Below are 11,798 nucleotides of genomic sequence, written 5' to 3'. Positions count from 1 at the left end.
AAATTCATGCGACGTTAGTGATGAAATATATATTAATAATTTTTATAGCTAAGGCAAATGGCTGAGCTAAGAGTTTTTTTCCATCATATTTATAGTAGTATACCAGCGCTTTAACCTTACAAAAGCACCCCTTTTATTTGGTCACTTTCTATCCTCGAAGGTGACCATTTTCCAAAATAAAAAGACGTCATTTAGACGCCTTTAATGTCTTATCAATTTCCTCAATCAACCGATCAACATGCTCCTTTGTTATGTTTATTACATATAATTGTGTCGTTTCTCCGGTTTCATATAGTTTTTTATGCTTAGGATATTTGATTGCAATCGAACTATCTTTCTCCATAACAATCACCTCTAAAAGATATATTCGACACAAAGTATAATTCACCTTCTATAAAAAGGAAAATATACGCTACATTTTACTCTTATGTAACCATTAAAAAACAGTTAGAAGGTAATTAATTGTGAACCATATCTTTAGAAAAATACTTCCTTGAAGTCTGCTCAATAAAGTAGTTGGCAAGATACGGAAACATTAATTTTACCCCTTTTACAAACACTTAAATATTAATACGCAATTCCAACTCGAGCTTTCAAATAATCGCTATTTTTGATTTGTTGGTAAGTAAATTCTGCCGTATCTGCTACCGATATCTCGGTGCCACCCTTTGGTAAAAAGCTTCGTTCGATGCGATAATGACCAGTATACATTCCATCAGGTAAATAAGTAGGGCAAACAATGGTCCAGTCCATCTTTGATTGTTTCAATAACTCCAAGACCTGATGATGCTCCTGAGCGGAGAAAGTGGTTGTTCTTCTTGATTCACTTGACTGGTAGCGCAATAGACCTGGATCTAAACGGCTTTGTAAAATGCCAGCAGTTCCAACTGTTATAATTCGTTTAACATTTTCTTTTGTCATAGCGTCAAGAATTACAGGTATACTTTTCGTTAAAGTAGTTGTTCCATCTGTGCTTAAGGCGCTGATGACAATATCTATATTTTTCATAGCCGCTTCGATATTATGTTTGTCAGTGACATCCCCTTTAATAATATGTAAATTGTCATGACAAATGTTTAGCTTATGTGGTGCCCGAACTACAGCAGTTACATGATGATTATCCCGCAACGCAAGTGAAACTACATGACTGCCTACGCGTCCTGTTGCCCCTAACACTAAAATTCTCAACATACTCACCTCTTTGCTTCGATTATAACACACTAGTTTTAAAGCTTTTCCATCCTTATTATTGTAAAGACACATCTACAAGTTGAACATTAACAATAAAGTTATGGAGATTATTATTTTTTGCAATCCTATTGACAATATATTGGATTTCACTTTCTGTACTCTTATCAATTTTATCGATGTTATGTAAGTGGATAGTCATTATTTGATTCGTAGGAGATTCAACTAAATAACCAATTGTACTATCTGGAGAATAACCTGCTGCTCTAAGGGCAATGATCGTTTTTTTGGTAAAATCGGAGGCTTGTAACTTGTCACCAATTTCTTCAGCATAATTTGTAGGAGGAGGTGTTTGAATGGTAGGAACATATACGGGTTGTTTAGTTGTAAGAAGTACCAAACTAATGAAAATGATCAAAAATAAACTTGAAATACCTTTTATGAATCCTTTCATCAATTCTCTCCATTCCATTTTATAATACTACTTTACAAAAGGAATTAATGGTCACTTACAAATTGCCAGGCCGTAAGTAAAGCTGCCTGGCTAATTCTTTATCGAAAAAGTTTTCTTGAACGGTTTTTTACAATTACTTTGACAACAGGTTCTAGTTTTCCAATATAAGTATCCCCTAAATAATCCACATCAATAATGATAGCTCGTGGTTCAAAGCGTTGGATGCTCTCAATAAGACGTGCTGTATTACGTCTTTTGACAAGCTGTAAAGGTGTAAGAGAACTCGTTCCAAAATCAAATTCTCTGGTAAATGGGCAAGAAATTACGAAAGTAGATAAGATTAAAGCTACATTTTGTAAAATTTTATCAACGCCTGTAGCACTGAAGTCAATGTTACTTGCAGCGGTTACTTGATGTGTCATTCTATCAACCTTTCTTCTGCGATGCATACTATTCTTCTGAAAAAGAGCACTTAAATATGTATGCTAACTGCTCAAAAGATATGAACGATGTGTCTTTTCTATTTATCTGTACCCTTCACCATTTTCCTTTAAACACTTACCACTGCTAATGCTTACACTGTTACTAGCTTTCTATCTTACCAACGCATAGTAGACAACATACAACCAACTTAAACAGCCATGTATAATTGCCCATAATATTGAATGATTGACACTCCAAGAAATTGTAATAGCTAGAACAGAGCCAAATCCAATACCATTTTTCACAACTGTTTTATTTTCCAACTTTAGCACCTTCCTTGTCTTTTTATTTTCAGGCATATGGCGTCTCATCATTTTTCCTCCTTTAGCAATTTGGTTTTCCACCCTGCTAAATATAACATGCAAGCCCTCCCAATTCTTTTTATCAACAATCGCGAAGGCTTGTCGTTAATGCTTAGCTACAATGAGTACATACTTTCAAATTATTGTAGAGAGTATTTGATTTATGACTATTTCTTTCATTGCTGTAAACGAGAGATGAGATTATTTTTAATAAAAATCACAATGAACGCGCCATTCTTTTAAGATGGGGTTAAAAAAGAAATAGAAATTCCCATTATCCACAATATTGAAATATGCCTTTTCGTCTGAGGCAATTTGAAGGACAAATGGATAGTCCTCGCCAAAATCATGACCGCTTTGGCAAAATGCTGGGTAGCCACCTATCTTATGAACAGCGTAAATTTCCTCCACAATATCATCAAAGTAATCTAGCTCTCCATCGTTTTCGAGCCTTAAAATTTCATCTTCCACATCACAAGAGATACCTCCCCCATCCCATGCTGGATAATCATTAACTATTAGCTTAGGCGTCAGAGGAAATGCGCGAATATGGTCATGCTGCCAATTTCGCTGTACCAAACCCTCTAATGATGTATAGGCTCTAATATCAAAAAATCGACTTAGATCATCCTCTATTAAATGTTGAAAAATTCCCTCGTGGATAAATACAGTCAATAGCTCTATTGATTGAAGTGATTCTGGAACAAAAGGTAACTCCTTTAAAAACAGTGTGGCAAGTGGCTGAAACTCTTTAGGTCTCTGTTCCTCAGGTAATGACCAGCCTACAAAGCCTATCCAGCTTTCAAGAAGATCATGAGTAGGGCGAATACCTCCTGTTGTAAAGATTGTAGCCTGTCTTACTAGCTGTGCCTTAATATCATTAATGTTCATCATCAGACACCTCAGTTCGACAAAAACAATCTATTACATGATCATTCACCATTCCTATGGCCTGCATATAGGAGTAACAAATTGTACTACCAACAAACTTAAAGCCATCTTTTTTCAATTGCTTACTCATTCGATCGCTAATTGGTGTCGTGACAGGTACTTCAGCGATGGACAACCACTTATTTACAATCTGTTCGTGGTTTACAAAGCCCCAAATATAATGAGAAAATGAGCCGTATTTTTCTTGTATTTTTAAAAAGGCTTGTGCATTTGAAACAACACTTGCAATTTTTAGCTTATTACGAACAATACGGGTATCCTGTCGAAGCTCCTCTAGCTTTTCCTGGGTATAAAGAATAATTTTTGAAGCATCGAACTGGTCAAAAGCAGCTCGATACCCCTCCCTTTTTTGCAGAATAGTCCACCAGCTAAGCCCAGCCTGTGCCCCCTCTAGGCATAGCATCTCGAATAAATGCTGGTCATCATAGACGGGAACACCCCATTCCTTGTCATGATAATCTACGTATAGTGGCTCCTCTAGCTTTACCCATTCACATCTTTTCATTTATAGTACCCCCATTTTCCTATGTATCATTTCATGCCTATTATACAAAGACATCCTTTGCGCGCATTTTGGATAATTTGAATCTTTTGAAACCCTACACTTTCGAATAGCTGCTCAATTTCTGATGTTGTTTTATAGGCTTTCATATGATAATTAATTTTATAGAGCTCTGACATAATAATAAATTTTCCACCATGCTTCAATACTCTAAATACTTCTTTCACGTCATTTGCTAGATCTGGCCAAAAATAATGTGTTTGGAAGGCTGTAATTGTATCGAAAAACTGATCTGTGTACGGAATGTTTGAAACACTCGCTTGCTTGACAATGACCTTACCATTTGCCACATCCATTTTATTTGTTTTTATGGAATCCTTGATAGCCTGCTCAGAAAAATCTATACCGTAGATTTTACCACCTGGATTCATTTTCGATAAAGTTTGAAGTGTTTTTCCACCACCACAGCCAATATCTAATACAATATCACCATCACATATATCACCATGCTTAATAAGCCATGTATTCATACCACTATGTGCAACATTCATAATGCGTAACATTACTGACCCTACAAATCCGTTTGGCTTCTTAGCTTGTTTAATTAAACGCTGTAAAAGTGTCATTTTCAATCTCCTCTCCCTCTAAAATTTGATGTGATGTGCAGATTAAGACCTCTTTTTTTGCTAACTTCATTAAGGCTGCTGCTTTGCTTTTATCGCTTACTCCCCCAACTGCATCATTAACAACTATCACTTTAAAATTCCTTGTTAAAGCTCCATAAACCGTTGCACTCACACAGCCTTCAACAAACACACCCGTGACGATTAATTCATTAATATTTTGCTGGGAGAGAAAAGTTGCTAAATCTGGATTACTAAATGCATCTGCTTTATTTTTTGAAAAATATTTTCCTTCCACTATGACTAATCGTTCATCAAATTCAGCCCCTTTCGTTCCTTTAATAGCAGTGAATTTTCGGAAAAGGTTCGAGATTTGTGTTCGTTCAAATTCATTTCTAATATAGACAATTGGAACCTCTTGCTCTTTTGCTTTTCCGATGAGATTATTGATACTTTTTATGGTAGATTCCATTTGCTGCTTTGCTATAGGCAGTCTAGCTTGATCACTCATGTAATCGTTTTGAATATCTAATATAAGTAAGGCTTTTCTCAAATTCTATCCCCCTATCGTTTTAAAACGCTTACTATCTTTACGTTTTATAAAAATAATTAGTTTCATTATTTACCATTTCAATATCACGGCAAATGAGCGGTATCAGGTCTTACAAAGGGTAATTTGCATTATTTTGCTTTACAAAAAAATAAGGTCACCTCCTATATGAAATGACCTTATTTAGAGTTAATATTTATCTGTAATTACTCCAATTGAGGATGCTTTTATAAAATCAAGATTCTTCAGACTCGCTAATGTCTTCGTATTACCAGTGACTACTGCCCCATAGATAACAAGGTCATTCACAGACAGCCCATCTTCACCACCAATTTCTTTTTCCAATCGTTTATATTCATCTTTTAAACTTGATGATTGTCTTGCCCCACTTGATATATCTTGGACAAATAGCTCTGCTGAGTTCTCTGCTACATCACCGTTCGCGTTTAAAAGGGAAAAACCATATACATCTTGTTCTGAACGAAACACATTGTAGCTATCTATAACCTTTCCATTTTGTTCAATTTTGACAGTATGATCGTCTGCTTCATTCACATCTTTAACCCATAGCCAAGTAGTATTCACATCTTTCGGCAGTTGCGCAAGTGCTTCCTGCATTGAATAACCTTTATCAAAAGATAAAGCGATTTCCATTACTTTATGATCATCAATTTCGGGCAACAAGGCTAAATCATTTTGCGTCTTTTGATAATTTATAAATGGATAGAAAAACAACATTTCACGCTGTCCAAATTCATTATAACGTTGAGAATTTAAATCTTGTTCACTGTTACTCATTCCAAATGTTAGATTAGAAATAGCGCCTTCATATAACTCCTCGTTTCGTAAAAAACCATAGCCCAATGCATCATCTCCAGTGAGAACAACCTTTCCTTCAATGTATTTAATTGTTTTATAATGCATTTCACCGCCTAAAATCCCAGGGTAATTTCTGATTGATCCAATAAATTCATTTGCACCTTTTACTTGATGTAAGGTATAAAAGGTATTTTGAGCGTGACTTTGTAAAAATCTAGTAATTGCGTCATTAGCTATTTTTCCACTAAACAATGTCACAACCATTACGACAAACGTGATGATAATCGTTTTCCATGTTGCGCAGCGCTGGGCTTTTTTCATTGTTTTTTTCATCTGTTCTGTATCAAAAAGGTTGTCCATCTTCTAACATCTCCCACTGTTTTTTAAATGCTTTACGTGCTCGCTGTAAATAAGTTTTTACATGCGATTCACTCACCGCTAGAATTGCAGCGATTTCTTTATAGGACAATTCCATATCGTATTTCATTAGAAGTAATTGCTGAAATGCTGGCTGTAGCCCCTGCAAGGCTTCATTAATCTTTGCATGTTGCTCTTTTTGTAAATAATGTTGCTCTGCATCATCCAATGCAATTTTTAATTTTTCGATTTCATTGTCACCGATTAATGTTGCGCGCTTTTGCTTGTTATACAACGTATAGTAGCGATTAAGGGCGACCTTGAATAGCCAAGCTCGTAAATTATCATGTCGAATTGTAGACAAACATTCAATTGTTTTAATGATTGTCTCTTGTACAACGTCCTCTGCATCTTCTTTTGTAGCCCCTATTTTTATCAAATATTTGAAAACGACTTCTGCATGCGCAAGCAATAGACGCTCCCACTCTTTATTCATACTTCACCAACTTTTTGGATATCCATTTCGTAGTTAACTCATCTATATAACCATTCAACCCCTAAAATGTATACAGCTAATTGGAAACAATTTCGCCTTGGTGTAATAGCGTCCGGATTTTGAGAGGTTTTGGGCCAACAGATGTTTGTTGTGCGAAAGCGTAGTACTAACGCAGAGGCAGCAACATGATGTTGGCCACTCAGTCGTGTGTTGCTGTCGCTGCGCTTTCGCACAGATAAATTGCCACAGGACGTGGCGTTATTAGAGTGAGTCCCGCTATTTCAGTAGGTGTTTGCTCATCCACTGAAAAGGAACCAAAATGGGAGTCCTCTGCCACTATGCTTTCGATACAAAAACATTTGCTGAATGAAGATAAAAAGAAAAAAATCACAAATGCTTGTTAAAAACACTTGTGATTGTTTAAGTTGAATGACTATTTAAATTCAATATGTTGATTCCAACCAATAAATCAAACCGAAGTCAAATTTCTCTTTCCTTCGACATTTTTTAATTTAGATATGTATTGTTTGAAATATTTCGTTCACGCTCATCTATAACTAGATGGATAATAAATGCTAGTTGTTGCTCAATTCGCATATTGTTAAGCTGTAGAATTTCAGCAATTGCACTTTTTTGATTCTCTTCTAATTCTGCCTTCTCTAGCATTAACATAATTTCCTCTTTCGAAAGCCCAAACATGCTCTTTCACCCCTAATTTACACATAAATTTATTATTCCAAAATCATTTTTATCTCTGTAAATACAATGTTTAATGAACCGTTTTTACTAATTATAGGCTAAAACATGGAAATTAATCAATCCAAAATCTACATTTTCTTAATAATATTATTACTTTCTTCAAAAAATATTATTATTTTTTAAAAAAACTTTCCCTTCAGGAATTGTAATGATTCTTTGCCTCGATTAATTCTCTTACACTACTAATTATAAAAATAATAAACCTTTTTGTCGAATTTTGTGAATTTGCGTCAATTGAATACTTAAGAAACCGTTTACAAGACTACCTTTTTTATCACTATTATTCATTTATATCTAAACGGGCTGCCGACAATTTTTTAAATGACAGGAAAGATACTTAATTTTACCCTCTTTATTACTAGTCAAAACCAAACAGTGATTTTCAAGTTCACCTCTGTATTTTTACCATTTTGTTTCGTGTCATAAAAAAAGTAATTTCAACAAAAGTGAAACTACTTATCCTACTCATTTATTCGGTTATTACATTGTTTTTTTAATATTACTTTTCTGAAGAATTGCAGTTACTTGTTGCAATACATCAATTGGTATTTGTAGCTTTTCATTAAGAATATGCAAATTTATTGATTCAGCTTGATTGATTTGGTTCACCATTTGCTTCATTTGATCATTAACATTTGGAGATATAGCAATAATTTTGGATGTGGCATCACTTTTCCACATAGTTCCATTAGTCGTCCCTTGAATAAATAATTGACTCTTCTCCTGCACAATTGCTGGTATCTTTACTGCTGTCAGATCAATATTCTCCATCTCCAGCATTGATTGATTAGACAACGCTAAAAAAGCACGATCCATTTCATCAATCGAACAATGCTTAATACGCCCCATCGAGTTATCTGACCAAATAAGTGCATAGGGACTTTGCTTCCCGTTGTTTTTAAATGCACTATTGGCAACCTCGAAAATAGCCTTCATACAAGTGATAGCGTGACCAATAATAGCGTCAAATGTACATTTATCTACGAATAAACGAGCATTATTTATATAAAGATGATGTCCCTCAAGCTCACGAATGGTCGTATGATAAAGCATTATTTTCGCATGATCATTACCAAAAATACCACCTGCCTGCCCATCTTGAAGGACAGACCGATTCAGCTTTAGAAAACTAGCATCGACGATAAAATGAAATTGCTGATGGTCTTGAATCATACATTCTGACATAGAGACATTTGCTTCATTTACAATCGTGATACCGGTCGACTGTCCCTTCATCACACTACATTTACAAATCTCTACCTTACTATTTTCAATGATTAGCTGGGATTTATAATGTCCATGGACCTTACAATCATACAATTTTGCGGTAGCGTGTTCTGCAATATAAATACCATGACCCTGCCCATCAGAAAAGATAGAATCTGTAAGCCAAATCTCACTGCCATGAACAACCAAATTTGTATCCAGATGCCACTTAATTTCACAGCCATCCATTGTTAATGTCGATTGATCAAGGGTCTGAATCCCTAAACCCTGCCCCTGATGTATAAGAGTATTAGTCATAGTCATGGCACTAGCGGCTACAACAATTTGTGTTTGCTGATGACCATGAATTTCACAATCCACAATATCAATTTTTACATTGCGAATCGCAAAAATACCATTTGTTTGACCCTCCAATAGCATACAATTGGTTAAAGCAATTTCACTATTTTGCACCATAATTTGAGCCTTTGTATGGTGCTGGATTGTCGTGTCCACAAGAATAACACTTGAGCCATTATCAATTTGCAAACCATACTGATTAACAGGGCTTGCTAGAATATCAACATTTTTCATCATTAGGCTTCCAAAGCTAACCGTCACCTGTGTTTGTACCAATTGCTGTTCAATCACACAGTTTTCCAGCTGTAAATCCCCTTTGACATAAATACCCTGCCCTTGTGTAAAGCGTAAATTACGCATATTGGCATGTGTATTATAGCGGATAAATACACCACCTTTAATCGTCACATTTCCAACTCCATAAAGGGTCAGCCTTTTGGAAATTTCAAAGCTTTCCTCATAGATACCATCCCGAATTTCAATTAAATCCCCTGGTGCAGCATCTCGAATCGCATCTTCAATACGCTGGTAACGATGCATAATACTCCTCTTTACAACAAGTGTCGCCATCTCCACACTCCTCTGCCTCAAATCAAACCACGATACTTATTTGCCAGACCAAATCGTTCTCATGTTTTATTATATTTATATACCCATTGAACTTCCTATTATTCAATTTTGTGCAAATAAATTAGAAGGAATTTTTCTGAGGCAGGTGATTGCTAATAATTTTGAGAGTATTAAAGCTATATGGTGGTTAAAAAACCCAATATTTATTTTTTAGGCAGAGAAAACTCTTGGACATGTTTATGGTGGAGAAGATGGTGTTATTTAATCCCCACTTTCCATACAGAGAGTTGATGAAAAACCCCAACTCTACAAGCAATTGAAGGCAAAGATCCCGGAGATTCACATTCCACTTAGTTAATGAAAAACAAAATTCGAGTGTTGTTAGCGATACACAGTTATTTATTCACATTCATCATAGTTGATGAAAAACTACTTTAATGGTAGCAATGTCAACATTTTTTTAAAATTCATTATTCCACTTAGTTAATGAAAACACGTTTGTTATGTCATTGCCACGTATTCCTTTACATTATTCACACTCCACTTAGTTAATGAAAAACCAGGAACAAGTGTTCTTTTATACTTGTTATTTTAAATTCACATTCCACTTAGTTAATGAAAAAAAACATTGCTTCCTGTTCCTCAAATGCACGTGAATTGCGAATTTACATTCCATTTAGTTAATGAAAAACAAGGAAGGTCACAAAGAATCATATCAACTGATTTGTCATTCACATTCCACTTAGTTAATGAAAAACAAAAGCAATTGTGCCGTGTGGATGACCTAACAGCCTGATTCACATTCTACTTAGTTAATGAAAAACGCAGGTAAGTTATTTGATGGCGAAACAGCTATCACATTCACATTCCACTTAGTTAATGAAAAACAGATATACGTTTTAACCATATCGCCCTCGATTAATATTCACATTCCACTTAGTTAATGAAAAACAGCAGCCATTTGGTCGCCCGTAGCATCTGCGTTTGTATTCACATTCCACTTAGTTAATGAAAAACAGCTACATCATTTGACATGCTGCCACTACCTGATATATTCACATTCCACTTAGTTAATGAAAACCACTAGTACTAAAAACATGTATACAAACTTCTGCGATTCACATTCCACTTAGTTAATGAAAAACTTAAATAAGCTATAGTAAGACTATCTTGACGATAAGTTCATTCACATTCCACTTAGTTAATGAAAAACGTTCTTCAGCTTCTAACTTGGCTTGTTCTTCTTGCTATTCACATTCCACTTAGTTAATGAAAAACAATGAACAATAAAACGCCCTTCGCAGAACCTTTAGGATTCACATTCCACTTAGTTAATGAAAAACAACTATATAGCAACAGCAAAACACTATTGACTTAATTCACATTCCACTTAGTTAATGAAAAACTCGCCAAACCCCTCACACTTAAAAACTCTTTTAACAATTCACATTCCACTTAGTTAATGAAAAACGAATTGAACTACGTTGTAATTGAAAAAATTACGATATTCACATTCCACTTAGTTAATGAAAAACGCCAAGCTTTGGCTGCTTGTCACTGTCCCTTGAATGGTATTCACATTCCACTTAGTTAATGAAAAACGCGTAGTGATGCACAACCATTTATCATCAAACATGATTCACATTCCACTTAGTTAATGAAAAACGCTCGGTGTCGATATAGTCACGTGACCCGCCTAAATTATTCACATTCCACTTAGTTAATGAAAAACGAGTACGGACAAATCAGGAAAAGCTAACGGTGACGGATTCACATTCCACTTAGTTAATGAAAAACAACAGACCCACAATATGCCCAAAAACTATTAAAAGTAATATTCACATTCCACTTAGTTAATGAAAAACGGAAAAATTAAATTTTCCCCTTTTCAGTTTTTAGTTATTCACATTCCACTTAGTTAATGAAAAACTCTCTATTATTAAAGCTATAACCTAAAGTTATATTATTCACATTCCACTTAGTTAATGAAAAACTCTTATAAAATCAACGCTGTACACCGTTTTGCTATTCACATTCCACTTAGTTAATGAAAAACCAAGAAAGGTGCAGCCAAGGCGCTTTGGAAATATGGATTCACATTCCACTTAGTTAATGAAAAACATATGGGGGTTGTTGGTGACGCGTATCAATTAAATGAATTCACATTCCACTTAGTTA

General features: G+C 35.0%; 13 protein-coding genes and 1 CRISPR repeat array. All 13 genes read right to left on the bottom strand.

What is annotated here, in order from left to right; genetic code table 11:
• Positions 1-187 precede the first annotated feature (187 nt).
• The 13 genes from B2R82_RS22410 to B2R82_RS22350 all read right to left on the bottom strand — a co-directional run bounded on the left by B2R82_RS22410 (position 188) and on the right by B2R82_RS22350 (position 9,620).
• The gene (locus B2R82_RS22410; protein ID WP_286927149.1) at positions 188-376 is read right to left on the bottom strand and encodes a hypothetical protein; all 189 of its coding nucleotides are present in this window, start codon (positions 374-376) and stop codon (positions 188-190) included.
• A 191-nt stretch (positions 377-567) separates the two neighbouring features.
• Positions 568-1,188, bottom strand: coding sequence for an NAD(P)-dependent oxidoreductase (locus B2R82_RS22405; RefSeq protein WP_286927150.1), 621 nt, complete (start codon positions 1,186-1,188; stop codon positions 568-570).
• A gap of 58 nt (positions 1,189-1,246) precedes the next feature.
• Entirely contained in the window at positions 1,247-1,660 is a 414-nt protein-coding gene (locus tag B2R82_RS22400) for a hypothetical protein (protein WP_286927148.1), read from the bottom strand.
• Positions 1,661-1,740: 80 nt separating this feature from the next.
• Positions 1,741-2,091, bottom strand: a complete 351-nt coding sequence (locus B2R82_RS22395) for a hypothetical protein (RefSeq protein WP_286927147.1) — start codon at positions 2,089-2,091, stop codon at positions 1,741-1,743.
• A gap of 144 nt (positions 2,092-2,235) precedes the next feature.
• Positions 2,236-2,469: a hypothetical protein gene (locus B2R82_RS22390; RefSeq protein ID WP_349680283.1), complete on the bottom strand. Its 234-nt coding sequence runs from the start codon at positions 2,467-2,469 to the stop codon at positions 2,236-2,238.
• A gap of 165 nt (positions 2,470-2,634) precedes the next feature.
• Positions 2,635-3,321, bottom strand: a complete 687-nt coding sequence (locus B2R82_RS22385) for a DUF1963 domain-containing protein (RefSeq protein WP_286927146.1) — start codon at positions 3,319-3,321, stop codon at positions 2,635-2,637.
• Positions 3,308-3,883 carry a DNA-3-methyladenine glycosylase I gene (locus tag B2R82_RS22380; RefSeq protein ID WP_286927144.1) on the bottom strand — a complete coding sequence of 192 codons (576 nt, stop codon included), beginning with the start codon at positions 3,881-3,883 and terminating at the stop codon, positions 3,308-3,310. The genes B2R82_RS22385 and B2R82_RS22380 overlap by 14 nt, the downstream gene beginning before the upstream one ends.
• 26 nt (positions 3,884-3,909) lie before the next feature.
• Complete coding sequence (locus tag B2R82_RS22375; RefSeq protein WP_286927142.1) at positions 3,910-4,506, bottom strand: class I SAM-dependent methyltransferase; 597 nt, start codon at positions 4,504-4,506, stop codon at positions 3,910-3,912.
• Positions 4,481-5,056: a cysteine hydrolase family protein gene (locus B2R82_RS22370; protein WP_286927140.1), complete on the bottom strand. Its 576-nt coding sequence runs from the start codon at positions 5,054-5,056 to the stop codon at positions 4,481-4,483. The genes B2R82_RS22375 and B2R82_RS22370 overlap by 26 nt, the downstream gene beginning before the upstream one ends.
• Positions 5,057-5,242: 186 nt before the next feature.
• A complete protein-coding gene (locus tag B2R82_RS22365) occupies positions 5,243-6,232 on the bottom strand; it encodes an anti sigma factor C-terminal domain-containing protein (RefSeq protein ID WP_286927138.1) in 990 nt (329 codons plus the stop codon).
• Positions 6,216-6,725, bottom strand: a complete 510-nt coding sequence (locus tag B2R82_RS22360; RefSeq protein WP_286927137.1) for an RNA polymerase sigma factor — start codon at positions 6,723-6,725, stop codon at positions 6,216-6,218. The genes B2R82_RS22365 and B2R82_RS22360 overlap by 17 nt, the downstream gene beginning before the upstream one ends.
• Positions 6,726-7,232: 507 nt before the next feature.
• On the bottom strand, positions 7,233-7,424 hold the full coding sequence (locus tag B2R82_RS22355; RefSeq protein ID WP_283872256.1) for a hypothetical protein: 192 nt from the start codon (positions 7,422-7,424) through the stop codon (positions 7,233-7,235).
• A 540-nt stretch (positions 7,425-7,964) separates the two neighbouring features.
• The gene (locus B2R82_RS22350; RefSeq protein ID WP_286927134.1) at positions 7,965-9,620 is read right to left on the bottom strand and encodes a right-handed parallel beta-helix repeat-containing protein; all 1,656 of its coding nucleotides are present in this window, start codon (positions 9,618-9,620) and stop codon (positions 7,965-7,967) included.
• A 531-nt stretch (positions 9,621-10,151) separates the two neighbouring features.
• A CRISPR array of direct repeats spans positions 10,152-11,741; the repeat unit is 29 nt; unit sequence ATTCACATTCCACTTAGTTAATGAAAAAC.
• Positions 11,742-11,798 lie beyond the last annotated feature (57 nt).

The organism is Lysinibacillus sp. UBA6686 (genome assembly GCF_002455205.1).
In the GTDB taxonomy this organism is placed as follows: domain Bacteria; phylum Bacillota; class Bacilli; order Bacillales_A; family Planococcaceae; genus Lysinibacillus; species Lysinibacillus pakistanensis.
This window is presented reverse-complemented; position numbering and strand designations above follow the sequence as displayed.

Bases quoted from the DNA above. Each gene is read 5' to 3' on its own strand.
- B2R82_RS22365 (WP_286927138.1), bottom strand. From the start codon at position 6,232: ATGGACAACCTTTTTGATACAGAACAGATGAAAAAAACAATGAAAAAA.
- B2R82_RS22375 (WP_286927142.1), bottom strand. From the start codon at position 4,506: ATGACACTTTTACAGCGTTTAATTAAACAAGCTAAGAAGCCAAACGGA.
- B2R82_RS22395 (WP_286927147.1), bottom strand. From the start codon at position 2,091: ATGCATCGCAGAAGAAAGGTTGATAGAATGACACATCAAGTAACCGCT.
- B2R82_RS22355 (WP_283872256.1), bottom strand. From the start codon at position 7,424: ATGTTTGGGCTTTCGAAAGAGGAAATTATGTTAATGCTAGAGAAGGCA.
- B2R82_RS22400 (WP_286927148.1), bottom strand. From the start codon at position 1,660: ATGGAATGGAGAGAATTGATGAAAGGATTCATAAAAGGTATTTCAAGT.
- B2R82_RS22350 (WP_286927134.1), bottom strand. From the start codon at position 9,620: ATGGCGACACTTGTTGTAAAGAGGAGTATTATGCATCGTTACCAGCGT.
- B2R82_RS22385 (WP_286927146.1), bottom strand. From the start codon at position 3,321: ATGATGAACATTAATGATATTAAGGCACAGCTAGTAAGACAGGCTACA.
- B2R82_RS22380 (WP_286927144.1), bottom strand. From the start codon at position 3,883: ATGAAAAGATGTGAATGGGTAAAGCTAGAGGAGCCACTATACGTAGAT.
- B2R82_RS22360 (WP_286927137.1), bottom strand. From the start codon at position 6,725: ATGAATAAAGAGTGGGAGCGTCTATTGCTTGCGCATGCAGAAGTCGTT.